A 25,382-nucleotide genomic window follows, 5' to 3' on the forward strand; every position below is an offset into this window, starting at 1 on the left:
CGGCCCCCCGAGGGACGACACCGCGCCGCGTTGCCGGGGGACGGCCGCTCCGCTAGGCCTGCCCGCCGGGAGGCGCGATGAACTACTGGCTGATGAAATCGGAGCCCGGCACCTACAGTTGGGCCGATCTGCAGCGCGACCGCCGCACGGTCTGGGACGGCGTCCGCAACTTCCAGGCGCGCAACAACCTGCGCGCCATGCGGCCCGGCGACCTGGCCCTGTTCTACCACTCGGTCAACGAGCGCAGCATCCCCGGCGTGGCGCGCATCGCCTCCGCTCCCTATGCCGACCCCAAGGCGCCGGACTGGACGGTGGTGGACGTCGAGCCCGTCCACGCCCTGAAAACGCCGGTGACGCTCGAGCGCATCAAGGCGGAACCGGCGCTGCGCGAGATGGTGCTGCTGCGGCAGTCGCGGCTGTCGGTGCAGCCGGTGCGCAAGGCGGAGTTCGACGCCATCGTGAAGATCGGCGGCCGGCAGCGTTGACGGCCGCCGGCGCGCGGCGGACGCGGGCTGCCAGCCCGCGCTAGACGATCTCGCGCTCGGTGGCGACGAAGAGCGTCGAGCGGCCGAGGTCGATGAAGCGCCGCTCGTCCTCGAGCAGCGCGAGGCTGGCGGCGCGGCCCTGCGGGCTCGCGGTCGCCGCCGCCAGCTCCTCCGCCGAATCCCACCAGAGCTCGGCGACCCCGTCGTAGCCGGGGAGCGCGCCGCGGTTCGCCTGCAGCGCCGCGTCGAGCGCCCCGTCCCCGGCGTGCGACTGCACGTAGCGACGGATCCGCAGCGCCGCCGCGTGCCGCCGCACCAGCGGCCCGTGCGTCTCCAGCCAGTAGCGCTGGAACTCCCCGCGGCTCAGGCGCGGCAGGCGGTGCAGGCAGAAGAGGAGCTTGAGCATGGGAGTGCGCGGGGCGCCATCGCGCCGGCGGCGCCGGCTCAGATCGCCCGTTCCCTGCCCGCCCAGTACGGGTCGCGCAGCTTGCGCTTGTACAGCTTGCCGTTGGGATCGCGCGGCATGCTGTCGACGAAGTCGATCGAGCGCGGCGCCTTGTAGCGGGCGATGTGTTCGCCGCACCAGGCGAGGATCTCCTCGGCGAGCGCCGGGCCCGGCGTGACACCGGGCGCCGGTTCGACCACCGCCTTCACTTCCTCGCCCCAGTCCTCGTGCGGGATGCCGAAGACGGCCGCGTCGGCGATCTTCGGATGCTGGAGAAGCTGCGCCTCGACCTCGGTCGGATAGATGTTCACGCCGCCGGAGATGATCATGTCGATCTTGCGATCGCAGAGGAACAGGTAGCCGTCGGCGTTCAGGTAGCCGATGTCGCCGACGGTGAAGAAGCCGTCGCGCCGGTTGGCCGCCGTCTTGCCATCGTCCTTGTGGTATTTGAAGTCGGCGGCGCCGAGCGCCATGTACACGGTGCCCGGCGCGTCGACCGGACAGGGATTGCCGGCGTCGTCGTAGATGCGGATCTCCGAGCTCGGCCAGGCGCGGCCGACGGTGCCGGGGTAGCGCAGCCACTCCTCGGGCGTCACCAGCGTGCCGCCGCCCTCGCTGGCGGCGTAGTACTCGTAGATCACCGGTCCCCACCACTCGAGCATGCGGCGCTTGACGTCCACCGGACACGGCGCGGCGGCGTGCACCATGTGGCGCAGCGACGACACGTCGTAGCGGCGCTTCACCTCCTCGGGCAGCGCCAGCAGGCGGTGGAACTGGGTCGGCACCATGTGGCTGGTGGTGACCCGATGGCGCTGGATCGCCTCCAGGCACAGCTCCGGCGTCCACTTGTCCATCAGCACCACGGTGTGGCCGTAGTGCAGCGACGAGGCGGCGAACACCAGCACCGCGGTGTGGTAGAGCGGCGAGCCGCAGAGGTGGACGTTGTCGGCGTGCGGCTGGATGCCGAACATGCCGAGGAACATCGCGAACATCGAGCAGACGGCGTCGGGATCGTAGGGCGCCAGCGGCCGCCGCACCCCTTTCGGACGCCCGGTGGTGCCCGAGGTGTAGTTCATCACCTGCCCGGCCACGCGGTCGCCCGGCAGCTCGGCCGACTGCCCCTCGACGAGGCTGGCGAAGGACCGGAAGCCCGGCACCGTGCCGACCGCGTAGCAGGCGCTCTCCGGCAGCCCGGCCTCGCGCGCCGCGCCGGCGCAGATGGCGGCGAAACGCTCGGCGCCGATGAACGCCTTCGCCTCGCAGTCGCCGACGATGTAGCCCACCTCGCCGGCGGTGAGGTGGTTGTTGATCGGCGTCAGGTACCACCCCGACTGCATGGCGGCGAGGTAGGTGACGATCATCGCCGCGCCGTTCGGCAGGCAGGTGGCGACGCAGTCGCCCTGCTGCAGGCCGAGCGCCCGCAACCCGTGCACCAGGCGGTTGGCCTCGGCCAGCAGCTCGCCGGCGCGCCACGCGCGCCCGTCGGGCTCGACCAGCGCCAGGTGCTGGGGGTCGCGCTGGGCGAGATTCCAGAATCCGTACTCTGACATGGGCGGCTCTCCGCGATGCGGCGCGACCGCATCGGTCGCGCCGCACCCTGGGTTGAGACGTGACTACTTGCTGGCCGGCTTCTCAGCCGGCTTCTCGGCCGGGTTCGGGGCCGCGCCCGGGGCGCCCGACGCGCCGGCCGCCGGCTTCTCGATCTCCAGCAGCTCCACCTCGAAGACCAGCGGCGCGCCCGGCTTGATCTTCGGCGGCGCCCCGCGGTCGCCGTAGGCGATGCTCGACGGGCAGATGATCTTCGCCTTGCCGCCGACCTTCATCTTCTGCACCGCCTCGGTCCAGCACGGGATGACGCGGTTCAGCGGGAAGGTCGCCGGCGTGCCGCGCTCCTTCGAGCTGTCGAACACGGTGCCGTCGCGCAGCGTGCCGTGGTAGTGCACCTTCACCGTGTCGGTGGCCTTCGGGCTCTCGCCGTTGCCCGGCGCCAGCTCGAAGAAGATGAGGCCGCTCTCGCTCTTCTGCGCGCCCTTCTCCTTCGCCATCTTGTCGAGGAAGCCCTGGGCGTCCTTCTTCTCCGCCTCGGCCGCCGTCTTGGCCCGATCCTGGGCGAGCTGCTGCAGCTTGGCGCGGTAGTCCTTGAGGTCGATCTGCTCCTTGTTCGCCAGCCCGTCCACCAGTCCCTGCTGGACCAGCTTCACCTCGTCCGGCGTCAGGTAGTAGGGCTGTAGGCTCTGCGACAGCGCGACACCGAGCGCGTAGATCGTCTTCTGTTCGTCGGTGTCCAGTTTCGCCTGGCTGAATGCCGGCGCGGCCAGGCCCAAGACCAGGGCCAGCACGGTGGTGGTGCGGGTGAACATGCATTCTCCTTTCGAGAGTGGGTGGGCGAAGACCAGCCGCCCACGTCTAGCCGAATCCCCCGAGAGCTGCCAAGCGGCGGCGGCGTCCGCGGCGCCTCCAGGTGAGAAGACGAGGAATCCCATCCCGCCGTGCAGCAAAAGGGGCGCTTCGGCCGTGCCTTAGAGAATGGGCGCTGGTAGCGTGAGCGCCACGAAGGAGCCGCCCCTGCCGCCGACCGCCGCCATCCGCCGCCTGCTCGTGTTCGCCGCCACCGTCATCGCCACCCCCGCCCTGGCGACGACCGCCGACGACCTCTGCGCCCCGTCCGCCAATCCCTGCACCATCACCGGCACCAAGACGGTCACCCCCGGCTCGGTCATCGACGTCGGCAGTCGGCGTCTGTCGATCCTCGGCACGCTCAACCTGACCAGCGGCGCCATGACGCTGCGCGCCGGGGAATTCCGCATCGAGAGCGGCGGCAAGCTGCAAGGCAAGGGGACCACCAGCATCGCCGGCGCGACCATCACCGTCGTCGCGGACAGCGTGCTCGCCGCCGGCCGCGCCGACCTCTCCGGCGCTCCCGGCGGCACGCTGATCATCACCAGCAGCGGCCCGCTGATCGTCACCGGCAGCATCGACGCGTTCAGCAACGCCCAGAGCGGCGGCGCGGTCAGCCTCACCGGCACCGACGTCACCATCTCCGGCAGCGTCGACGTGCACGGCGGACCGGACAGTTTCGGCGGCGACGTGAAGGTGATCGCCAGCGGCAGCCTCTCCCTCGGCGGCAGCCTGACGGCAACCGGCGGCGACGGCGGCAGCGTCACGCTGACCAGCGCGGGCGCCGCCACCGTCAGCGCCAGCGCCGTCGTCACCACCAGCGCCAGCCGCACCGCCGGCAGCGGCGGCGAGATCACCGCCACCGCCGGCGGCGACCTGGTGATCGAGGGCGATCTCACCGCCAACGGCCGCAGCGGCAATGCCGACGACGGCGGCGGCGACGGCGGCTCGATCTCGCTCACCGGCGCCAGCATCCGCGCCGAGCGCGCCGCCAATCGCATCGCCGCGGTGGCGGGCAGCCCGGACGGCGTCGGGGGCGAGATCGAGCTCATCGCCGACATCGGCGACCTCAGCCTGCGCGGCCGCATCGATGCCTCGTCGCCCGGCAGCGACGGCAGCGGCGGCACCATCAGCCTCGACGCCGGCGGCGCCATCGCCCTCGGCGGCTCGATCCAGATCGGCGGCGGCGCGGATGGCGGCGGCGACGTCGACATCAGCAGCGAGACCACCATCACCGTCGCCGCCGGCGCCACCGTCAACGCCGCCGCCAGCGGCACGGGCGGGGGCGGCACCATCGACCTCGATGGCGCCGAGGTCGTCGTCGCCGGCAGCCTGATCGCCGACGGCGGCAACACCGCCGGCAGCACCGGCGGCAGCATCCGGCTCACCGCCTGCGAGCTGCGGATCGCCACCGGCGGCCGTCTCTCCAGCCTGCGCCCCTCCGGCGACAACACCCTGGTCGGCCGCGACCACAGCAGCATCGCCGGCACCCTGCGCGCCGACGTCGCCACGGGACTGAACCGCGCCCGCTACGCCGGCCCGGGCCACGCGCCGCAGATCCTCGCCGGCGCCTCGATCCAGCCGGCGCTGACGCTGGTGCAGGACGCCGCCATCATCCCCTGCGCCGGGGTCGACACGCCGACGCCGACGCCGACCGTCACCGTCACCGTGCCGCCGGGTTCCACCGACACGGCGACGCCGCCCCCCACGCCGACCGGCGACGCCCCGAACGGCTCGCCCAGCGAGACGCCGACCCCCACGCCGACGCCGCCGTTCTGCGTCGGCGACTGCACCGGCGACGGCAGCGTCTCGGTCGCCGACCTGATCGTCGGCGTCAACATCGCCCTCGGCAATCAGCCGGTCGACAACTGCCCCGCCTTCGACGTCAACGGCGACGGCATGGTGTCGATCAGCGAGCTGATCCAGGCGGTCGGCAACGCGCTCGACGGGTGCTGAACGCCGCGCCGACCGCGCGCGGCGCGCCAGCGCCCGACACTCACGTCGTCAGCACGACGACCGCGCTGCCCGGCGTCGTCTTCTTGCCCTCCGGGTTCTCGGTCCAGACCTCGAGCTCGACCAGCTTCTCGCCGTTCTCCTCCCACTTCCGCTTCACCCGGCCGCGGCAGACGATGTCCTGATGGGGGAAATCCATGCCGCGATACTGGCAGGCGATGCGGCGCACGCGGCCGTGATGACCGAGCCAGTTGGAGACCAGCTCGCCGAGCGCCGCGTACTTGAAGCGGCCGTGGACGATGATCGAGCCGATCTCCTTGGCCTGCGGAAAGTTGAAATCGTAGTGCAGCGGATTGAAGTCGCCCGAGCCGGCGGCGTACTTCACCAGTTGTTCGACGTCCGGCTTCTTGCGCAGCTCGGGCAGCGCGTCGCCTTCGTTGACCGATTCCCAGGTGATCGCCACGACGGCCTCCGCTCAATAGAAGATGGCCTGGCCGCGCTGCACCGCGACGCGCTGGCCGAGCTGGTTGGTGTACACGGTCTCGGTGGTCATCAGCAGCATCTTGCCGAGCGAGGGACTGACGCGAACGTCGAGGCCGGCGATGCGCGACACCACGGTCAGCGTGTCGCCGGCGCAGATGTCGCCGAAGTATTCGGTGTCGGTGCCGCCGTCGAGCAGCCCCTTGAGACCGTGGTTGACGCCGACCCGCGCCGCCCGCGGCGCGCTGAAGGTGTTGTCCGACTCGCCGGGAATGAACACCGGCGTGCCGAGATAGGTCGGCGGCGCCGGCAGGTTGCGGTAGCCGGCCGCCTGCGCCGCCGCGACGTCGAAGTAGACGCGGTCGGTGTAGCCGACGCCGCGCGCGAAGGCGCGCACGCTGGTCGTCGTCACCTCGGCCGTCCACGGCGGCGACTCGCGCCCGATCTGGGCCCGCATCTCGTCGCTGAGCTCGAATGCCTTCGCCATCGCCTGCCTCCCTCGCGGCCGGCCGTATAACGGGCAGCGGTCGCGGTGGCAACGGACCGGCGGCGTGCGGCATCCGGTCGCACGCCTTGACCTTGCCGAACCGGGCGCGCACTGTTTTGCACGGTGTTCATGCGGCGCATTCTTCTGCTCGCTGCCCTCGCGACCCTCGCGGCCGGACCGGCGGTCGCCGAGACCCCGTACGCGCTGCAGTTGCCGCGCGGCTTCCCGGCCCCGAACATCCCGGCCGACAATCCGCTCACCTGGGAGAAGATCGAGCTCGGGCGCTTCCTCTTCTACGACACCCGCCTGTCCGGAAATCAGACCTTCGCCTGCGCCACCTGCCATCAGCAGGCGTTGGCGTTCACCGACGGCCGCCCGCGCGCCGTCGGCTCGACCGGGGAGAGCCACCCGCGCGGCTCGATGTCGCTGGCCAACGTCGCCTACGCCGGCACCCTCGCCTGGAACAACCCCGGGCTCTTCGCGCTCGAGACGCAGGCGTTGATCCCGATGTTCGGCGAGCACCCGATCGAGCTCGGCCTCACCGGCAGGGAGGAGGAGCTGTTCGCCCGCCTGAAGGCCGACGCCCGCTACCGGCGCCTGTTCGCCGAAGCGTTCCCGGGCGAGGCGGATCCGGTGTCGCTCGACGCCATCACCAAGGCCATCGCCTCCTTCGAGCGGACCCTGATCTCCGGCAACTCGCCGTACGACCGCTACGCCCTCGGCCTCGACGACAACGCCATCTCCGCCTCCGCCAAGCGCGGCGAGGTGCTGTTCTTCGATGCCGACTTCGGCGCCGGCGTCTTCCGCGAATGCTCGCACTGCCACGGCGGCTTCAACTTCACCGCCTCGGTCGACCACTCGGGCACCATCGCCGAGCGGCCGATGCACAACAACGCGCTCTACAACCTGCGCTGCGCCGACTTCGGCCTGCCCGACATCGACCTGCCGCAGTGCGACACGACGCCGCCCGCGACCCAGTGCAGCGGCACCGGTCCACAGGCGATGGGCTGCTACCCGCCCGACAATACCGGCGCCTACAGCATCACCGGCAAGAGCGGCGACATGGGCAAGTTCAAGGCGCCGACCCTGCGCAACATCGCCGTCACCGGCCCGTACATGCACGACGGCAGCATCGCCACCCTCAGCGAGGTGCTCGACCACTACGCCGCCGGCGGCCGCACGATCAGCGACGGCCCCTACGCCGGCGTCGGCGCGGCGAGCCCGGCGCGCGGCCAGTTCATCGTCCGCTTCAACCTCACCGACAAGCAGCGCGCCGACCTGCTCGCCTTTTTCGACGCGCTCACCGACCAGGACTTCCTCACCAATCCGCGCTTCGCCGACCCGTTCCAGCCCGTCGCCTGCCCCGGCGACTGCTCGCTCGACGGCACCGTGACGGTGAACGATCTGGTCGCCGCGGTCGGCGTCAGCCTCGGCGATACCTCGCTGGCGCTGTGCGTGGCGGCCGACGAGGACGCCGACGGCGCGGTCAGCGTCGGCGAGCTGATCCGCGCCGTGCGCTCGCTGCTCGACGGATGCGCCGCCTGAGCGCGGCGGCGGCGGTCGCCGCCGTCGTCCTCGCGGCGACCGCGGCGCGCGCGACCGAGATCGACCAGCGCCTCGCGACGGTGCTGCGCCAGCCCGGCTGTCGCGGCGCCAAGGTCGCGGCCCTGGTGGTCGACGCCGCCTCCGGCGCCGAGCTGTTCGCCCACGATGCCGAGACGCCGCTGGCCCCGGCCTCGAACATGAAGGTCCTGACCGCGGTCGCCGCGTTGGCGGCCTTCGGTCCGGCGCACCAGTTCACCACCACCGTCGCCAGCGATCGCCCGCTCGACGCCGACGGGAGCGTCGGCGTGCTGGCGCTGCGCGGCGGCGGCGATCCGGCGCTCACCTCCGAAGAGTTGTGGCGGCTGGCCGCCGACCTGCAGCGGCGCGGCCTGCGCCGGGTGCGCGACGGCCTCCTGCTCGACGACTCGTACTTCGACGGCGAGCGCTGGAACCCGGCCTGGGGCGCCCCCTCGGCCCGCGCCTACCACGCGCCGGTGTCGGCGCTCACCGCCAACTACGGCGCCTTCTCGGTCGAGATCGCGCCGCCGGCGCGCGCCGGGCTGCCGGCGCGGGTCAGCATCGACCCGCCGCTGCCGTTCTTCGCCCTCAGCGATGCCGTGCGGGTCGGCGGCGACGCGCCGATCAGCGTCGAGCGCGACAGCGACGGCGGACGCGAGCGGGTCCGCGTCGGCGGCAGCGTCCGCGCCGGCGCCGCCGCCACCACCGTGCAGCGCAGCGTCACCGATCCGGTGCGCTACACCGCCGCCCTGCTCCGCCTGCAGCTCGCCGCGCTCGGCATCGCGGTCGAGGGTCCCGATCGGCTCGGCCCCCTGCCGCCGGACTATCGCGAGCTGCTCGCCTACCGCGGCCAGCCGCTGCGCGACATCGCCGCGTTGCTGATGAAGTGGAGCAACAACAACATCGCCGAGATGCTGGTGAAGAACCTCGGGGCGCGCGCCAGCGGCGCGCCGGGGAGCTGGGCGAGCGGCATCGCCGCCGTGCGCGCGCAACTGGCGGCCCTCGGCATCGAGCAGAACGGGCTGTCCATGCTCGACGGCTCCGGCCTCGCCGCCGCCGATCGGGTGACGCCGCGCACCCTGGTGAGCGCGCTGCGCGTCGCCCGCGCCTCGTTCGCCTTCGGCGCCGAGCTCGCCGCCGCCCTGCCGATCGCGGGCCGCGACGGCACGTTGGCGCACCGCGCCGGCGGGGCGCTCGACCGCGCCCGCGCCAAGACCGGCATGATCAACGGCGTCGCCTCGCTGTCCGGCTACGCCCGCGCCGGCGACGGCCGCGAGCTCGTCTTCTCCATCCTCAACAACGAATCCCCCGCCGGCGACCTGGCCGCCGTCGCCTGCAACGACGCCTTCGTCGAAGCCCTGGTGCAATAGCCGGAGGCCGCGCGGGAGCGCGGCCCAGGCTCACAGGGTGAGCGTGAAGTCGTCGATCAGCGCCCCGGGCAGGCGGGCGCTGTCGCGCGAGCGCTGGAAGTAGGTTCCCGGGTCGAGGATCAGCTCGCGCTCGGCGGTGAGACCGATCAGGCGCTCGCCGAGCATGCGGTACACGGTCTCGTCGAAGCGCATGACGTCGATCGGCGACTGGATCACCCCGCCCTCGACCCAGAAGGTCGCGAAGCGGGTCATCCCGGTGGTCCGGCACGCGGCGCGGTCGGAGAAGTTCAGGTACCAGAGGTTGCCGACGTAGATGCCGGTGCCGAGCTCGCCGAGCACGCGGTCGAGCGGCAGGGTCCCCGCCGCCATCTCGAGCGACGACGGCGTCTCCCCCGCCGAGGCGCCGTTGGTTGCCACCCCGTACTCGATCGCCGAGCGCGGCGACACCAGGCAGTCCCGATACGACCCGCCCTCGATCAACGACACCCGCGGCGGACGGATGAACCCCGCGTCCTGGAAGCCCGGCGCGATCCCTTCGGCGGTGTGCTCGGCCAGCGACACGTCCGGGTGCAGGCGGACCCCTTCCTCGATCATCTTGAGCAGCGGCGTCGTCTTCGTCCGGTGGGCGCGCAGACCGAAGCCGCCCCAACCGAGAACGCTCATCAACTCCCACAGCGCCGCCGGCGCCAGGTACACCCGATAGCGGCCCGGCGGGATCCTCCGCGACGGCTGCCGGAGCACCGTCATCTGTTCCGCCGACGCTTCAGCTTTGCGCGCCAACTCCCCGTCATCCCATGTAATCCCCGCGTAGGCGCCCTTCACCGCCTTGTCGGCGGCGTGGAAGAAGCTCCAGTCGAGGTTGAAGTTCTCGCTGCTGTCCCAGTTGCGTTGCCCGAAGGAGTTGGCGAAGCCGGCGTGCATGGCGCCGGCGGCGTAGATGCCGACCAGATCGCCATGCCGCGCCAGGGAACGGATCGCGGCCGTGGCGTCGGCCGCGGCGGGCAGCGCGGCGGCGACCCGTCGCGCGCTCGAACGCACCTCGGTGGCGTAGTGCAGGTACGGGTCCTCGGCGAGCTGCGCGCGCATGGCGCGCAGCTCGCCGATCAGGTGGGCGAGCCGGTCGCGGTCGCCCGCGGGATCGCCGCTCAGGGTCAGCGAACCGGCGGCGTGGCGCCGCCCCTCGATCAGGTCGACGCTGAGCGTCCGCTGCGTCACCGCGCCCGCCTGGCGGACCGCGCCGGCGTTGAAGCGCACGAACTCCGACTCCTCCCCGGCGAAGTAACAGGTGTAGATCTCCTCGCCGCGCAACAGCGGCGGGATGGCCTCGACGATGGTGGCGAACTCGGTCTGCATGGTGACGCGCGGGCTATGCGGCGGCGCCGCCGAAGACCTCGACGGCGCGGAACAGGCACGCCGGCGCGGCATGGCCGACGCGGATCACCTGGTTGGGTTCGCCCTTGCCGCACCACGGCGTCCCCAGCACCTGCAGGGTGTCCTCGCCGCCGACGCCCGCCAGGCTGCGCCAGAAGGTCGCGGAGATGCCGCGGTAGTTGGGATTCTTCACCACCTCGCCGAGCGCGCCGTCGACGATGCGCCGGCCCCACTCGCAGCCGAACTGGAACTTGTTGCGCGAGTCGTCGATCGACCACGAGCAGTTGGTCTCGACGTAGACGCCGCGCTCGACCGCGCCGACCAGCGCCGCCAGCGACTGATCGCCCGGCTCGAGGTTGAGATTCGCCATGCGATCGATCGGCGGCCGGTTCCAACTCGCGGCGCGGGCGTTGGCGACGCCAGCGAGCCCGGCGCGGAGCTGCGAGGTGCGCGAGCCGAGCGGGCGCAACAGGATGCCGTCGCGGATCAGTGGCACCCGGCTCGCCGGCTGCCCCTCGTCGTCGAAGCCATAGCTGGCGAGCTCGCCGGCGCGGCTCGGATCGAAGGTGACGTTGAGCAGCGGCGAGCCGTACTGGTAGCGGCCGAACATGTCGGCGGTGACGAAGCTGCGGCCGGCGTAGTTGCGCTCGTCGCCGAGGATGCGGTCGAGCTCGAGCGGATGGCCGATCGACTCGTGGAGCTGCAGGATCATCTGGTCGGGCGCGATCACCAGGTCGGCGACCCCGGTCGGGCACTCGGGCGCCGCCAGCAGCGCCAGCGCCTCCGCCGCGATGCACGGCGCGGCCTCGAGGAAGCCGGTGTCGCGCAGCACCTCGAGCCCGCCCTGGCGGCAGAAGGCGTGCCCGCCGAAGGTGCGGGTCTGCGTGTCGGATCCGGCGTTGGCGGTGGCGCTGAGGGTCGGGACGACGAACGAGAAACGCTGCGCCACCCGCCCGCCGTCGGCGTCGACCAGCAGGGTGTCGAGCGCGGTGTGCCAGAGGCCGGCCTCGCGGTCGACCAGGCGCGGATCGCCGCCCAGCCGCTCCTCCTCGCGACGCAGCAGGTCGACCTTGTCGGCCAACGGCAGCGCCTCCCAGGGCTCGGCCACCCGCGACACGTAGACCCCGTCGCGCGGCAGGATCGGCGGCGGCAGCCCCCGCAGCACGTGGATCGCCGCCGTGGCGCGCGCCCAGTCGCGCGCCCGCGCCGCGGCGGCCGCCAGCCCGCCGGCGCTGAGGTCCGAGGTCGCGGCGTAGCCGACGCCGCCGCCGTCCCAGACGGTGAGCATCGCCCCGCGGTCGTAGCCGACGCGCGGCGGCTGCACGACGCCGCGGCGCACCGCCAGATGCTCGTCGCGCTCCGCCACCAGGCGCAGCGTGCAGGCATCGGCGGCCGGCGCGATGCCGCGGAAGCGCGCCGCCACCGCCTCGAGATCGTCGCCGGACATGGCGCGCAGGCTAGCAGAAAGGCGATCGCGGAGGACCCCACGGCCCGCCGTTCCACCGGGGTATCGCTTGCGCCCCCAGCGCCTTGCTGCGACGATGGCGGCGCTCAGAACGCGGAGGAGCGATGACGCCGACCCAACAACTGCACGCGCTCGGTCAGAGCCTGTGGCTCGACAACATCACCCGCGGCCTGCTCACCAGCGGGACGCTGAAGCGCTACATCGACGAGCTGTCGGTGACCGGGCTGACCTCCAACCCGACGATCTTCGACCAGGCGATCAAGAAATCGTCGTTCTACGACGACGCCATCCGCGCCAGGGCGGCCGCCCCCCTCAGCGACGAAGCGTTGTTCTTCGAGCTCGCCATCGAGGACCTGACCCAGGCGGCGGATCTCTTCCGCCCCGAGCACGAGCGCACCGACGGCGTCGACGGCTTCGTCTCGCTGGAGGTCTCGCCGACCCTCGCCTACGACACCGCCAACACCATCGCCGCCGCGGTCGACCTGCACGCCCGCGCCAAACGCCCCAACCTCTACATCAAGATCCCCGGCACCCCCGAGGGCCTGCCGGCGATCGAGGAAGCCATCTTCCAGGGCGTGCCGATCAACGTCACCCTGCTGTTCTCGCGCGAGCACTACCAGGCCGCCGCCGATGCCTACCTGAAGGGCATCGAGCGCCGCCTGGCCGCCGGCAAGAGCCCGCGCGTCCAGTCGGTGGCGTCGGTGTTCATCAGCCGCTGGGACAAAGCGGTGTTGGGCAAGACGCCGGAGTCGCTGCGCGCCCGCCTCGGCATCGCCATCGCGCAGCGGACCTACAAGGCGTACCGCGATCTGCTCGCCTCGCCGCGCTGGCGGACGCTGGCCGCCGCCGGCGCGCGCCCGCAGCGGTTGCTGCTCGCCAGCACCGGCACCAAGGACCCGCAGGCGCCGGACACGCTGTACATCGGCGCCCTCGCCGCCCCCGACACGGTCAACACCATGCCGGAGGAGACGCTGCACGCCTTCGCCGACCACGGCAGGGTCGAGGGCGTGATGCCGGTCGACGGCGGGACCTGCGAGCAGACGCTGGCCGAGTTCACCCGCGCCGGGGTCGACCTCGACGCGCTCGCCGCGCGGCTGCAGAAGGAGGGCGCCGAGGCGTTCGTCACCTCCTGGCACGAGCTGATCGCCTGCATCGCCGGCAAGCGCGCGGCGCTGCGCCAGGCGAGCTGACCGCCCCGCCTCCGCCGCCGACATGCCGAACCACCCACGGGCCGGGACGCCCGCCCTCGCGGGCGACCTGGTCGACGTCCCCAAGCTGATCACCGCCTACTACGCCGATCGCCCCGATCCGGCCGTCGCCACGCAGCGCGTCGCCTTCGGCACCTCGGGGCATCGCGGCTCGTCGTTCGACCGCTCCTTCAACGAATGGCACATCGCCGCCATCACGCAGGCGATCTGCCAGTACCGCGCCGCGCAGCGGATCACCGGCCCCCTCTTCCTCGGCCTCGACACGCATGCGCTGTCGGTGCCGGCGGCGGCCACCGCGCTCGAGGTGCTGGCCGCCAACGAGGTCGAGGTCCGCATCGCCCGGGACGACGAGTACACGCCGACCCCGGTGATCTCGCACGCGGTGTTGACCCACAACCGCGGCCGCAGCAGCGGGCTCGCCGACGGCATCGTCGTCACCCCGTCGCACAATCCGCCCGACGGCGGCGGCTTCAAGTACGATCCGCCGAACGGCGGCCCCGCCGACACGACCCTGACGCGCTGGATCGAGGAGACCGCCAACCAGCTCCTCGCCAACGGGCTCAGCGGCGTCCGCCGCGTTCCGCTCGAGCGCGCCCGCCGCGCCGCGACGACGCGCGAACACGACTACGTCGACGCCTACGTGAGCGACCTCGGCGCCGTGCTCGACCTCGACGCGGTGCGGCGCTCCGGCATCCGCCTCGGCGTCGACCCGCTGGGCGGCGCCGGCACCCACTACTGGGCGCGCATCGCCGACCGCTACCGACTCGACCTGACGGTCACCAACGACGCCATCGATCCGACCTTCCGCTTCATGACCCTCGACTGGGACGAGAAGATCCGCATGGATCCGTCGTCGCCCTACGTCATGGCGCGGCTGATCGATCTCAAGGACCGCTTCGACATCGCCTTCGCCTGCGACACCGACCACGATCGCCACGGCATCGTCACCCGGGGCGTCGGCCTGCTGCCGCCGAACAACTACCTGGCGGTGTGCATCGACTACCTCATGCGCCACCGCGCGGCGTGGCGCCCGGATGCCGGCATCGGCAAGACGATCGTCAGCAGCAGCATGATCGACCGCGTCGCGGCGGCGCTCGGCCGCCGCCTGTTCGAGGTCCCGGTCGGCTTCAAGTGGTTCGTCGACGGGCTGATGGACGGCAGCCTCGGCTTCGTCGGCGAGGAGAGCGCCGGCGCCTCGTTCCTGCGCCGCGACGGCTCGGTATGGACCACCGACAAGGATGGCATCATTCCCGCCCTGCTGTCGGCGGAGATCACCGCCGTCACCGGCCGCGATCCCAGCCAGCACTACCAGGAGCTCACCCGCGCCCACGGCGAGCCGATCTACGCCCGCATGGACGCCCCGGCGACGCCGGCGCAGAAGGCGGCGCTGCAGCGGCTGTCGCCCAGCCAGGTGTCGGCCACCGAGCTCGCCGGCGAGCCGATCCGCGAGATGCGCACCACCGCGCCCGGCAACGACGCCGCCTTCGGCGGCCTGAAGGTCCAGACCGAGGGCGGCTGGTTCGCCGCCCGGCCCTCGGGCACCGAGAACATCTACAAGATCTACGCCGAGAGCTTCCGCAGCGAGCAGCACCTGCGCCGCATTCAGGAAGAGGCGCAGGCCATCGTCGCGGCCGCGCTCGCCGACGCGCGCTGAGTCGGCCGCCCAACCAGGAGAAGGAGGAGGGATGCGATTCCGGATCACGCGCTGGATGCCGGCGGCAGCGGTGCTGATGCTGCTGGCGGGGGGGAACACCGCCCTGTGGGCCGAGGACAGCCCGCAGGAGCTCAAGCAGCTCGACAAGCTCGAGGGCTACGATTCGCTGCCGAAGGAGGGCTCGGTCAAGAAGGACCTGGAGGCGATGCCCAAGCAGCCGGTGGAGACGATCATCGTCTGGTCCGAGGCATCGCCGACGCGCGGCAAGGCGCCGCTGGCGGTCACCTTCACCGCCGATCCGCCGGAAGGCGTCGCCGATCCGACCTACACCTGGACCTTCAGCGACGGCGGCACCGCCAGCGGCGCGAAGGTCTCGCACACGTTCGACACCGCCGGCATCCACAAGGTGATGCTGAAGGTGACCTCGCCGAAGGGCGACCTCGGCATGGACGAGCTGCGGGTGAAGGTCACGAACTGACGAACCCAGGGGGGCGGGTCGCATGACCCGCCCCTCGCGGCGCGGCGCCGCCGGCGGTGCCGCGACGGCGCCGAGGAGGCGTGGTGAGCCCCTCGTCGTTGCACGCGAACGCCTCCCGGAGGATGCGAGATGAGGGGGCGGCGCGCCAGGCGCCGGCGGTTTCGTCTCCCCCACTTCTCCGGCCCTCGCGGTGCTGGTACGGTCGCGGATTCGCATGACCGACCAGAGCCGCCGCACCGACATCCGCAACGTCGCCATCATCGCCCACGTCGATCACGGCAAGACGACGCTGGTCGACGCGCTGCTGCACCAGAGCGGCATCTTCCGCTCCAACCAACAGGTGGCGGAGCGGGTGATGGACTCGAACGAGCTCGAGCGCGAGCGCGGCATCACCATTCTCGCCAAGAACACCGCCATCGACTATCACGGCGTCACCATCAACATCGTCGACACCCCGGGCCACGCCGACTTCGGCGGCGAGGTGGAGCGCACGCTGGCGATGGTGGACGGCGTCATGCTGCTGGTCGACGCCTCCGAGGGCCCCTTGCCGCAGACGCGCTTCGTGCTGCAGAAGGCGCTCGGCCTCGGGCTCACCCCGCTGGTCTGCATCAACAAGATCGACCGTCCCGATGCCCGCATCGCCGAGGTGGTCGACGAGGTGTACGGGCTCTTCATCGACCTCGACGCCACCGAGGAGCAGCTCGAGTTCCCGATCGTCTACACCAACGCCCGCGCCGGCACGGCCACCCGCGACCTGGCGCAGGAGTCCGCCGACCTGCGGCCGCTCTTCGATCTCATCCTCGACGCCCTCCCCGGCCCGCTCGTCGATCCGGCGCAGCCGACGCAGTTCCAGTGCAACAACCTCGACTACAACGAGTACGTCGGCCGCCTGGCGATCGGCCGCCTCAAGCACGGCGCCCTCGACAGCGGCGGCCAGTACGTGCTGTGCACGCCGGCCGGCGGCCAGCGGCCGGTGAAGATCACCCAGCTCTACGGCTGGCGGGGTCTCAAGCGGGTCGAGACGGCGCGCGTCACGGCCGGCGACATCGTCGCGGTCGCCGGCATCGAGGAGATCAACATCGGCGACACCATCGCCGACAAGGACCACCCGCGCGCCCTGCCCGGCATCCGCATCGACGAGCCGACGATCGCCATGATCTTCGGCGCCAACACCTCGCCGTGGTCGGGACGCGAGGGCGAGTACGTCACCTCGCGCAAGCTGCGCGAACGCCTGGTGTTCGAGAAGCGGCGCAACGTCAGCATCCGGGTCGAGGACACCGACTCGCCCGACCAGCTCACGGTCACCGGCCGCGGCGAGCTGCAACTGGCGATCCTCATCGAGACCATGCGCCGCGAGGGCTACGAGATGCAGGTCTCGAAGCCGCAGGTGGTGACGCGCCAGAACGAGGGCGTCCTGCACGAACCGGTCGAGCTGCTGCACGTCGACGTGCCGGAGGACTACATCGGCGTCGTCTCGCAGCTCCTGGCGGTGCGCAAGGGCAAGATGACCAAGATGACGCACGCCGGCTCGGGGCGCGTGCGCCTGGAGTTCGCGGTGCCGTCGCGCGGCCTGATCGGCTTCCGCTCCCGCTTCCTCACCGAGACCCGCGGCACCGGCATCATGAACGCGCTCTTCAACGGCTGGGCGCCGTGGCACGGCGACATCCAGGCGCGCACCAACGGCGCCATGGTGGCCGACCGCGAGGGCGTCGCGACGCCCTACGCCGTCTTCCACATGCAGGAGCGCGGCACCCTGTTCATCCCGCCCGGCACGCGCGTCTACGAGGGCATGGTGATCGGCGAGTACTCGCGCGACGTCGACCTCAACGTGAACATCGTCCGGGAGAAGAAACTCACCAACATCCGCGCCGCCGGCCGCGACGAGAACGTGGTCATCACCCCGCACCGCCAGATGGGCCTCGAGGCCGCGATCGAATGGATCGGGGACGACGAGCTCGTCGAGGTGACCCCGCAGTCGATCCGCATTCGCAAGCGCATCCTCGCCCAGTCGTTTCGCAAATGAGGCGCGGGACGCGATGCGCGCTCGCCGTCCGCGGCGTGCAGGACGCGGATCGAGCCGCGCGCCACGATCGTTGGACCACCTTGACTCCGATGCACCCGCCCCCGAAGATCGCGGCGCGAAAGCGAGGCTGACTGGATGAGCGGCAACGGCAAGAAGATCGCGATCGTCGGTGCGACCGGCGCCGTCGGCGAAGTGCTCCTGCAGGTGCTGGAGGAGCGGCGCTTCCCGGTGGCCGAGCTGCGGCCGCTGGCGAGCGAGCGCTCCGCCGGCACCACCGTCCAGTTCAACGGCCGCGATCTTCCGGTCGACCTGGCGCGCCCGGAGGCCTTCGACGGCGCCGACTTCGTGTTCTTCGCCGCCACCGGCACCCTCTCCAAGGAGCTGGCGCCGGAAGCGGCGCGGCGCGGCGCGGTGGCGATCGACAAGTCCGGCACCTGGCGGATGGAGCCGAGCGTGCCGCTGGTGGTGCCCGAGATCAATCCGCATGCGCTCGCGGCCCACCAGGGCATCGTCGCCTGCCCCAACTGCACCACCATCGGCTTCGTGATGGCGCTCGAACCGATCCGCCGCGCCGCCGGCCTCACCTCGGTCGTGGTGACGACCCTGCAGGCCGTCAGCGGCGCCGGCAAGCCCGGCGTCGACGAGCTCGACGCCCAGATCGCCGCCGCGGCGCGCGGCGAGTCGCCGGTCGCCACCACCTTCGCGGCGCCGATCGCCTTCAACGTCGTGCCGTTGTGCGAGACCTTCCGCGACGACGGCTACTCGACCGAGGAGGTCAAGCTGCTGCACGAGACGCGCAAGATCCTGGAGATGCCGACCCTCGACGTCACCATGACGTGCGTGCGGGTGCCGGTGCCGGTCGGCCACTCGGCGACCTGCCTGATCGCGACCGAGCGCCCGCTGACGCCCGAGGCGGCGCGCGCCGCGCTCGCCGCCTTCCCCGGCGTGCGGGTGATCGACGACCCCGCCCACAACGCCTTTCCCACCCCGGCCGACGTCGCCGGCCGCGACGAGGTGCTGGTCGGCCGCATCCGCCGCGACCTCGGCTCCGACCGCCTGTGGCTGTGGGAGGTCTCCGACAACCTGCGCAAGGGCGCCGCCACCAACGCCGTGCAGATCGCCGAGGAGATGATCCGCCAGGGACTGAAGTAGTCCCGTGGCGCTACGGGGCCGCCGCCGCGGCGGTCCCGGCCATCGGCGCCGCCGCCTCGAGCGGCAGCCACACCCGGAACACCGATCCTCTGCCGACCTCGCTCTCGAGCGAGATGGTCCCGCCGAGGGCGTCGAGCAGGCGCTTGACGATGTAGAGTCCGAGCCCGGCGCCGCCGCGCAGGCGGGTGCGGGTCACCTCGAGCTGGCGGAACGGCTCGAAGATCATCCCCTGCGCGTCGCGCGGGATGCCGACCCCGGTGTCGACGATCGCGAATTCGATGCCGCCGTCGCGCGCCGACGCCGACAGCGACACCTCGCCGGTGTCGGTGAACTTCACCGCGTTGCCGACCAGGTTCTTGAGCACCATCTTCAGCTTCACCCGATCGGTGCGCAGAACCGGCAGGCCGTGCCCGGTGAACCAGCGCAGCGCCAGGCCGGGACGGTCGAGCCCCGTCGCGTACTCGCGCCCCACCTCGTCCACCAGCTCGGCGATCGCGACGTCGCTGACGTCGACCGCGATCCGCTTCGCCTCGAGGCGGCTGAGGTCCAGGGTGGCGCTGATCAGGTCGAGCAACTCGCGAGCGCTGCGGTCGGCGCGCCGCAGCGGGTCGCGCTGCCGATCGGTGAGCGACCCGAAGGCGCCGTCGAGCAGCAGCTCGTGGTAGCCGATGATGATGTTGAGCGGCGACCGCAGCTCGTGGGACATCGTGGCGACGAACTCCGACTTCAGTCGATTGGCCCCGTCCAGCTCCTCGACCAGCCGCGCGGTCTCCAGCGCCAGCGAGGCGAGGTGCGCGATCCCCTGCGCGATGCGCAACGCGCGCGGTGCGAAGAGGTCGGACCGGCCGCGGTACTCCGCCGCCTGCACGCCGATCAGGCCGTCGCCGCGCCGCAGCGCCATGCACAGCAGGACGGTGGTGCCGAGATCGCGCCACAGCGCCGACGGCGGCCCCGAGAGATCCTCGACGCGGTACTGGATCACGCCCTCGCGGGCGATCCGGCGCTCGAAGTCCCGCACCATGTTCTCCGGATACGCCACGACGCGCAGCGTCTCCCACTGCTCCGCCGTGTCGCCGTACCCGGCGGCGGCGCGCAGCTCGCGGTGGTCGGCGTCCCACAGGTAGGTGTGGCTGGCGTCGCACTGCAGCGCCTCGCTGGTGAGGTGGCAGAGGCGGTCGAGGATGCGCTTGGTGTCGGGCAACGCGATCAGCTCGCGCGCCACCCGCGCCAGCGCCTCGTCGACCGCGGCGCGGTCCTGCAGGTCGGCGGTCGAGGCGGCCAGCGCCCGCTCGCGATCGAAGACCGCCCGGCGCACGCGGTCGGCGGCGGCGGCCCCGGCGATCGACAGCAGCCCCGCGATGCACGGCCCGAGCAGCACGTGCGTCGCCGCGCCGCGCGCCGCCTCGTCCGGCCGCAGCAGCGCCATCGCCCCGATCAGCATCGCCATGGTGAGGGCGACGGAGATCGACTGCACCCGCACCCCCCACGGCACCAGCAGCGCGGTGGCGAGCATCTTCACCGCGACGTACAGCGAGGTGCCGGAGGTCGAGGTGGTCGCCAGCTCCAGGCGGCCGATCAGCGACGCCGTGTAGACGATCTCGGCGCACTGCATCACGCCGACCGGGTGGGCGCGCCAGGGCCCGAGAAATGCCAGCCACGCCAGCAGCGGCACGGCGAGCTGGATGAGGTTCGGCACCCACTCGGCGCGGAAGCGGTCGGGCGCCGCCACGGCGACGCTCAACTGGAACAGCAGGGTGACGCCGGTCACGGCGACGGCGGTCCACGGCACGCTCGCGCTCAGGAGCTCGCGGCGGTACGACGCGTAGGCTCTATCGGCCACTTCGTTCTCCGGCGGCAGCGCGGGAACTCTAGGAGGCGGTGCGCCGAGGAACAAGCCGCGCCGGCTTCGCCGGGGCAGGGAGGCGCGACCGATGGACGGCCGCCTTGCGCTCGCGGACGCGCACCACGTCGCGGCGACCGCGCCCCCCGCGGGGCCGCCGTTCATCCCGTCGCCCGCAGGCCGTCCGGGTCGCTCTGCAGATCGACGAGCACGCGCGCCATCTCGGCGCTGAGATCGTCGGCGGAGAAGCGGCAGTCGGCGAGGACGCGCAGCGCGTCGGCGCGGAATCGCGCCAGGTCGAGCGGCTCGCCGAGCGCGAAGATGATGGGCAGGCTCGCGGTCTTGGCGTCGGCGCGCAGGCGATTCACCAGCCGGATCCCCTCGGCGCGCGGCAGCGTGAGGTCGATCAGGATGGCGTCCGGCTTCACCATCGACACCAGGTCGTAGGCCTGACGGCCGTCGAGCGCGACCGAGGTCGAGCACTTCACCCGGTTCAACACCGCCCGGATCTCGTTCATCACCTCGATCTTGTCGCTCACCATCAGCAGGCGCTGCGTCCCGCCGGGGCGCTCGAGCAGCCGGGTGGCGCAGTCGTCGGGCGAGAAGGGATGCGGGATGATGTCGGTGATGCCCACGATGACGCCGCGCGAGCCATGCGCCAGGTAGGTGAAGGCGCGCGGCTCGTGCATGCCCCAGCGTGCGTCGCAGATCGCCTCCAGCGGATCGCAGTCCTTGGCCAGCAGGTTCACCGCCAGCAGTGGATCGAGGCCGGGGACGTCGGTCGTGCACTCGGCGTGCGCCGTGTAGCGCAGGGCGGCGCAGCGCTCCACCTGGGCGCGCACCGCCTCGCGCAGCGCCGCGTGATCCTCGATGTGGATCACCAGTCGCGGCTCGTCGCTCGACGGCAGCGCGCGCGCCGGCGGCGCCGGCGCCGGTCGGCTGTCCACCAGGCGCATCTCGGTGGCCGGCGCGGGGCTCGAGGGGACCAGCACCGCGGCGGCGTCCTCGACCGCGACGCGCAGGTCGTCTTCCGGCGCCGGCGGCGGCTCCGCCAGCGGTCGCAGCCGCGGCCGGTGGCTCTCCAGCTCCCGCACCTGCAGCTCGTACAGGTCGCGCTCGCGTCGCAGATCCGCGAGCTGCGCGGCGCCGTCCTCGACCGCCGCCTCGACCACCTGGAGCTGCTCCTGCAGGCGCTGCACCTCGATGTCGCGCTGCTGCAGCGCATCCGTGCGCTGGTTCAGCTCCAGCATGTAGAGACTGACGGCCTGCGAGTGGCGCTGGGCGGCGTCGGCCTGCTGTCGCTCGACGTCCTCCAGGCGCGCCCGCAGGCGCAGCAGCTCGCTCTTCAGGCGTTCCGCATCGTCGGCGTCGGCGAGCCGGCGCCGCAGCGCCTCCCGCTCGTCCTGCAGCGCATCGCGCAGCGCGCCGAGCGATGCGACCTGCGTCCGCAGATCCTCGGCATCGCGCTCGGCGCCGGCCAACTCCTCGCGCAGGCCCGCCAGCTCCAGGTCGCGATCGCGCTGCCGCTCGCCGCGTTCGGCCGCGAGCTGCGCCGCCAGGGCGTCGCGACCGCGCCCCGCCTCGTCGCGCTCGGCGGCGAGCGTGGCCAACCGCTCCTCGGCGTCGAACCGCTGCTGCTGCAGCGCCAGGATCTCGGCCTCCAGGTCGCGCTGGCGCAGGCGTGCCGCCTCGGCGACCTGTTCACTCGCCGCCGCCCGGTCCTCGAGCTGCGCGCCGGTGGAACGGCTCGCCTCGAGCTGCTGCTGGGAGAAGGCCAGCTCCTCGATCAGGCGATCGCGCGCCGCGGCCAACCGCTGCAGCTCCGACTCGGCGCTGCCCAGCCGGTCGCCGCGCCCGCTCAGCTCGCCGCGCAGCCGCGCCTCGGTCTCGCGCGCCGCCAGCATCCCCTCCTCGAGGCGGGCCACGCGGCCCCGCCACTCCTCGTGCTCTCCGGCGGCGCGCAGCAGATCGTCCTGCAACTGCGCCACGGCGATCAGCAGGCGGTCGCGTTCCGCCTCCGCCGCCGCGCAGCGCGGGGCCAGCGACGCGACGTCCTCGCCCAGCGCCGCGAGTTGGCCCTGCACCTCGTCGCGGGCGGCGAGCGCGGCGTCGCGCGCCTCGCGCAGCGCCGCCAGCTCGGCGACGGCATCCGCCTGCGCCGCCAGCTCGCGCCGCAACGCCCCGACCTCGGCGAACGCCTCGTCGAGCGCCGCGCTCGCGTCGGCGCGTTCCCGGGCGACGGTCGCTTCCAACTCCGCGAGCTGCTGGCGCAACGTCGCGACGGCGGCGGCGGCGGCGGCTTCCTCCGCCCGCGCCTCGGCCCGCTCGGCCTCGAGGGCGGCCGCCCGTGCCACGGCCTCCTCCAGCGCGGCCGCCGTTGCCCGCGCCCCGTCGGCTTCCGCCGCCCGCGCCGCCTCGATACGGGCGAGCCGATCCGCGAGCGCCTCCTGCTCCGCGGCGGCGGCGCGCTGCCGCGCCGCCGCGGTCTCGCCCGCATCCAGGGCCTCGGCCAACGCCGCCTCGCGCGCCGCCAGCGTCTGCCGCAACTCCTGCAGCGCCGCCCGGCTGGCGTGCTCGCGCTCGCTCAGCGCCTCGCTGGCGCGCTGGGTGGCGTCCTCCGCGCTCCGCGCCCGCGCCTCGGCCGCGGCGAGCTCGCGCTCGAACCCGTGGCCGCGCTGCTCGCTCTGGCTCAGTCGCGTCCCCAGCGCCGTGCAGCGTTCGGTGAGCGTCTGCACCGCGGCGGCGAGCTCCTCCTGCCCGGCGGTCGCCGCGGCCGCCGCCGCCTCGGCCGCGGCCAGGCGCTCGCGCGCCGCGGCCAGCTCCGCCGCCGCATCGTCGGTCAGCGCCAGCGCCGCCGCGCGCTGCGCCGTCAGCTCCGCCTCCAACCGCTGCCGCTCGGCGGCCGCGGCGCGCTCCGCCGCCGCGAGGCGCGATTCGCACGCCCGCAAGGCCGCCGTTGCCGCGGCGACGTCGGCGCCCAGGCGTTGCGCCTCGGCCTGCCCGGCGGCCAGTCGGGTCGCCATCTCGTCGCGCGCCGCGCTCGCCGCCGCGAGCGCCTCGGCGCCCCCGGCGAGGTCGCGCTCGAGCTGCGACCGCGCCGCGACCTGCGTCGCGAGGTCCGCCTCGAGGCGCTGTCGCGCCTCCGCCTGCTCCGCCGCCTGCGCCGCGAGATGCCGCCGCTCCGCCTCCCACGACTCGGCCGCCTGCGCCTGCGCGCCCTCCAGCTCGCGCAGCGCCTGCCGGGCCGCCTCCGCCTCGCCCTGCGCCGCGCCGCGCGCGGCCTGTTCGCCGCGCAGCGCCTCCCGCAGCTCGCCGCGCTCGCCGGCCAGCGCCGCCAGAGCGCTCGCCTGTTCCGCCCGGTCCGCCTCGAGCCGCTGTCGCGCCTCCGCCTGCTCCGCCACCTGCGCCGCGAGATGCCGCCGCTCCTCCTCCCACGACTCGGCCGCCTGCGCCTGCGCGTCCTCCAGCTCGCGCAGCGCCTGCCGGGCCGCCTCCGCCTCGCCCTGCGCCGCCCCGCGCGCGGCCTGTTCGCCGCGCAGCGCCTGCGCGGTGGCGTCGGCCTCGGCGCGCAGGGCCGCCAGCGCCGCCAGCGTCCCGTCGCGTTCCGCCGTCGCCGAGGCCACGGTCCGCCGCAGCGCCGCCGCGGTTGCCTCGCGCTCCTCCAGGGCGGCGCGCAGCCGCTCGCATTGCTCGCGAAGGGTGTCGATCTCGCCGCCGCGGCTCGAGAGCTCGGCCGCCTGGGCGGCGCTGCACTCGGCGATGTCATCGCGCTCGCGCGCCACCTGCTCGCAGCGGTCGGCGAGGGAGGAGGCGGTCGCCTGCGCGTCCGCGAGCTGCCGCTCCAGCTCCGCCAACGCTCGCGTCCGCTCGTCCTTGTCCGCCGCCTGCGTCGCCTCGAGCGCTGCCAGGCGCTCGTTCAGCGCCTGGTTGTCGGCGCCGACCTTGGCCGCCGCGGCGGCGTGGCGATCGCGCTCCGCCTCGAGCGCGGCGGCCGCGGCGCGCAGGGCGACGAGCTCGCCGCGCGCCTCCTCCGCGGCGGCGCGCGCCCCGGCATCGGCGGCGGCGAGCGCCGCCTCGAGCTCGCGCACGCACGCGGCGAGCGCCTGCAGCCCCTCCTCCCGCTCGCCGAGGAGGGCGTCGAGGGCGCTGACGCGGTTGGCCAGCGCGGCGACCTGGGCGGCATCGGCCTCGCGCGCCAGGCGCAGGGACTCGACCTCGGCGGCGGCGGAGGCGAGCCGCCCGGCCAGCTCGTCGGCGCGCGCCCGCTCGGCGGACATCGCCGCCTGCTGCCGTTGCAGCTCGCCGCTGAGGGTATCGCGGGCAGCCGCGTCCGCCGCCAGCGCCTGTTCCAGGTCCGTGAACGCCGCGGCGCGCCGCGCCAGCTCCTCTTCCAGCGTGCGGACGCGGAACTCGGTGGCGCCGAGAATGGTCTGCGCCTCGGCGGCGGCAGCGACCGCCTCGTCGCGCGCCCGTTCGTGCTCGGTCGCCAGCTCCAGGGCGGCCCGCTGGTCGTCAGCCATCCCGGCCAGGGCGCGTTCGTAATCGGCGAGCAGGCGGGCCCGTTCCTCGCGCTGCTCGGCAAGAGCGCGCTCCAGCCGGGCCCGCACCTCGGCGCTGCGCGTGGCCTCGCGGAGCTGGACCTCCATGGCCGAGCGCGCCGCCTGGGCGTCGGCGCGCTCGGCCTCGAGGGCCTCGCGCAGCGCGGCCAGCTCGCGATCGCGCAGGACCAGCTCGCACGACGGGTCGGGGGCCGACGGGGCCGCGCCCTCGCGGCCCGCGGCGGGTGCTCCGGAATTGAGCCGATCCTCGCTCACGCCATTCCTGGTGCGGGCGCTGCGGGCGACGCGAATCGACCGGCCGCCCCCTGGCGGGGGGTCGCGCGTGGCGGTGACGCGCAGCGGAGGGGTGCGGAAACACAGGGCGCCATCGGGTCTCCAGGCTGCACATGGCCAAGCAACGGTTGTGCCGTGTCGGTCGACGCTCGCCATCGAAATGCCTGAACACTCGCCAA

Annotated in this window: 18 protein-coding genes; 9 read left to right on the top strand and 9 right to left on the bottom strand. The window is 73.2% G+C overall.

Annotation, left to right across the window (positions count from 1 at the left end; translation table 11 throughout):
- The first annotated feature begins 77 nt into the window (after positions 1 to 77).
- Positions 78 to 485, top strand: a complete 408-nt coding sequence (locus tag KF840_06400; protein ID MBX3024524.1) for an EVE domain-containing protein — start codon at positions 78 to 80, stop codon at positions 483 to 485.
- A 40-nt stretch (positions 486 to 525) separates the two neighbouring features.
- On the opposite strand, the gene KF840_06405 is transcribed toward KF840_06400, so the two are convergent.
- From KF840_06405 to KF840_06415, 3 genes are all read right to left on the bottom strand, one after another.
- Positions 526 to 891, bottom strand: coding sequence for an EthD domain-containing protein (locus KF840_06405; GenBank protein ID MBX3024525.1), 366 nt, complete (start codon positions 889 to 891; stop codon positions 526 to 528).
- A 38-nt stretch (positions 892 to 929) separates the two neighbouring features.
- Complete coding sequence (locus KF840_06410; GenBank protein MBX3024526.1) at positions 930 to 2,480, bottom strand: acyl-CoA synthetase; 1,551 nt, start codon at positions 2,478 to 2,480, stop codon at positions 930 to 932.
- A 63-nt stretch (positions 2,481 to 2,543) separates the two neighbouring features.
- A complete protein-coding gene (locus tag KF840_06415; protein MBX3024527.1) occupies positions 2,544 to 3,290 on the bottom strand; it encodes an FKBP-type peptidyl-prolyl cis-trans isomerase in 747 nt (248 codons plus the stop codon).
- A 181-nt stretch (positions 3,291 to 3,471) separates the two neighbouring features.
- Here KF840_06415 and KF840_06420 point away from each other — a divergent pair, with 181 nt between their 5' ends.
- Positions 3,472 to 5,283, top strand: a complete 1,812-nt coding sequence (locus KF840_06420; GenBank protein MBX3024528.1) for a hypothetical protein — start codon at positions 3,472 to 3,474, stop codon at positions 5,281 to 5,283.
- A gap of 40 nt (positions 5,284 to 5,323) precedes the next feature.
- Here KF840_06420 and KF840_06425 read toward each other — a convergent pair whose 3' ends face one another.
- Together KF840_06425 and KF840_06430 are read right to left on the bottom strand one after the other, a co-directional pair.
- Positions 5,324 to 5,743, bottom strand: a complete 420-nt coding sequence (locus KF840_06425; protein MBX3024529.1) for a hypothetical protein — start codon at positions 5,741 to 5,743, stop codon at positions 5,324 to 5,326.
- Between the two features lie 12 nt (positions 5,744 to 5,755).
- Complete coding sequence (locus KF840_06430; GenBank protein ID MBX3024530.1) at positions 5,756 to 6,247, bottom strand: MaoC family dehydratase N-terminal domain-containing protein; 492 nt, start codon at positions 6,245 to 6,247, stop codon at positions 5,756 to 5,758.
- A 129-nt stretch (positions 6,248 to 6,376) separates the two neighbouring features.
- Between KF840_06430 and KF840_06435 the strand changes: the two genes are divergently transcribed.
- Together KF840_06435 and dacB are read left to right on the top strand one after the other, a co-directional pair.
- Complete coding sequence (locus KF840_06435) at positions 6,377 to 7,792, top strand: di-heme enzyme (GenBank protein MBX3024531.1); 1,416 nt, start codon at positions 6,377 to 6,379, stop codon at positions 7,790 to 7,792.
- Entirely contained in the window at positions 7,780 to 9,180 is a 1,401-nt protein-coding gene (dacB, locus tag KF840_06440) for a D-alanyl-D-alanine carboxypeptidase/D-alanyl-D-alanine-endopeptidase (protein MBX3024532.1), read from the top strand. The genes KF840_06435 and dacB overlap by 13 nt, the downstream gene beginning before the upstream one ends.
- 30 nt (positions 9,181 to 9,210) lie before the next feature.
- On the opposite strand, the gene KF840_06445 is transcribed toward dacB, so the two are convergent.
- The gene (locus tag KF840_06445) at positions 9,211 to 10,533 is read right to left on the bottom strand and encodes a TldE/PmbA family protein (GenBank protein MBX3024533.1); all 1,323 of its coding nucleotides are present in this window, start codon (positions 10,531 to 10,533) and stop codon (positions 9,211 to 9,213) included.
- A gap of 13 nt (positions 10,534 to 10,546) precedes the next feature.
- Positions 10,547 to 11,998 (bottom strand): TldD/PmbA family protein, encoded by a 1,452-nt coding sequence (locus tag KF840_06450; protein ID MBX3024534.1) that lies wholly within the window; start codon positions 11,996 to 11,998, stop codon positions 10,547 to 10,549.
- Positions 11,999 to 12,120: 122 nt separating this feature from the next.
- On the opposite strand from KF840_06450, the gene tal reads away from it, so the two are divergent.
- The 5 genes from tal (at position 12,121) to KF840_06475 (ending at position 18,531) form a co-directional block, all read left to right on the top strand.
- Positions 12,121 to 13,206: a transaldolase gene (gene tal, locus KF840_06455; GenBank protein MBX3024535.1), complete on the top strand. Its 1,086-nt coding sequence runs from the start codon at positions 12,121 to 12,123 to the stop codon at positions 13,204 to 13,206.
- Between the two features lie 22 nt (positions 13,207 to 13,228).
- Entirely contained in the window at positions 13,229 to 14,878 is a 1,650-nt protein-coding gene (gene pgm / locus KF840_06460) for a phosphoglucomutase (alpha-D-glucose-1,6-bisphosphate-dependent) (GenBank protein ID MBX3024536.1), read from the top strand.
- Between the two features lie 31 nt (positions 14,879 to 14,909).
- Positions 14,910 to 15,356, top strand: coding sequence for a PKD domain-containing protein (locus KF840_06465; protein MBX3024537.1), 447 nt, complete (start codon positions 14,910 to 14,912; stop codon positions 15,354 to 15,356).
- A gap of 214 nt (positions 15,357 to 15,570) precedes the next feature.
- Positions 15,571 to 17,379, top strand: coding sequence for a translational GTPase TypA (gene typA / locus KF840_06470; GenBank protein MBX3024538.1), 1,809 nt, complete (start codon positions 15,571 to 15,573; stop codon positions 17,377 to 17,379).
- A 135-nt stretch (positions 17,380 to 17,514) separates the two neighbouring features.
- Positions 17,515 to 18,531: an aspartate-semialdehyde dehydrogenase gene (locus KF840_06475; protein ID MBX3024539.1), complete on the top strand. Its 1,017-nt coding sequence runs from the start codon at positions 17,515 to 17,517 to the stop codon at positions 18,529 to 18,531.
- A gap of 10 nt (positions 18,532 to 18,541) precedes the next feature.
- Here KF840_06475 and KF840_06480 read toward each other — a convergent pair whose 3' ends face one another.
- A complete protein-coding gene (locus KF840_06480) occupies positions 18,542 to 20,371 on the bottom strand; it encodes a GAF domain-containing sensor histidine kinase (protein MBX3024540.1) in 1,830 nt (609 codons plus the stop codon).
- Positions 20,372 to 20,532: 161 nt separating this feature from the next.
- A complete protein-coding gene (locus KF840_06485; protein ID MBX3024541.1) occupies positions 20,533 to 25,185 on the bottom strand; it encodes a response regulator in 4,653 nt (1,550 codons plus the stop codon).
- Positions 25,186 to 25,382: the final 197 nt, after the last annotated feature.

The sequence above is a fragment of the bacterium genome (genome assembly GCA_019637795.1).
Classification (GTDB): Bacteria; Desulfobacterota; Binatia; order HRBIN30; family CADEER01; genus JAHBUY01.

What these genes read in the sequence shown, in the direction of transcription:
- KF840_06400 (MBX3024524.1), top strand. Translation starts at nt 78, where the DNA reads ATGAACTACTGGCTGATGAAATCGGAGCCCGGCACCTACAGTTGGGCC.
- KF840_06405 (MBX3024525.1), bottom strand. Translation starts at nt 891, where the DNA reads ATGCTCAAGCTCCTCTTCTGCCTGCACCGCCTGCCGCGCCTGAGCCGC.
- KF840_06410 (MBX3024526.1), bottom strand. Translation starts at nt 2,480, where the DNA reads ATGTCAGAGTACGGATTCTGGAATCTCGCCCAGCGCGACCCCCAGCAC.
- KF840_06415 (MBX3024527.1), bottom strand. Translation starts at nt 3,290, where the DNA reads ATGTTCACCCGCACCACCACCGTGCTGGCCCTGGTCTTGGGCCTGGCC.
- KF840_06430 (MBX3024530.1), bottom strand. Translation starts at nt 6,247, where the DNA reads ATGGCGAAGGCATTCGAGCTCAGCGACGAGATGCGGGCCCAGATCGGG.
- KF840_06435 (MBX3024531.1), top strand. Translation starts at nt 6,377, where the DNA reads ATGCGGCGCATTCTTCTGCTCGCTGCCCTCGCGACCCTCGCGGCCGGA.
- dacB (MBX3024532.1), top strand. Translation starts at nt 7,780, where the DNA reads ATGCGCCGCCTGAGCGCGGCGGCGGCGGTCGCCGCCGTCGTCCTCGCG.
- KF840_06445 (MBX3024533.1), bottom strand. Translation starts at nt 10,533, where the DNA reads ATGCAGACCGAGTTCGCCACCATCGTCGAGGCCATCCCGCCGCTGTTG.
- KF840_06450 (MBX3024534.1), bottom strand. Translation starts at nt 11,998, where the DNA reads ATGTCCGGCGACGATCTCGAGGCGGTGGCGGCGCGCTTCCGCGGCATC.
- tal (MBX3024535.1), top strand. Translation starts at nt 12,121, where the DNA reads ATGACGCCGACCCAACAACTGCACGCGCTCGGTCAGAGCCTGTGGCTC.
- pgm (MBX3024536.1), top strand. Translation starts at nt 13,229, where the DNA reads ATGCCGAACCACCCACGGGCCGGGACGCCCGCCCTCGCGGGCGACCTG.
- KF840_06465 (MBX3024537.1), top strand. Translation starts at nt 14,910, where the DNA reads ATGCGATTCCGGATCACGCGCTGGATGCCGGCGGCAGCGGTGCTGATG.
- typA (MBX3024538.1), top strand. Translation starts at nt 15,571, where the DNA reads ATGACCGACCAGAGCCGCCGCACCGACATCCGCAACGTCGCCATCATC.
- KF840_06475 (MBX3024539.1), top strand. Translation starts at nt 17,515, where the DNA reads ATGAGCGGCAACGGCAAGAAGATCGCGATCGTCGGTGCGACCGGCGCC.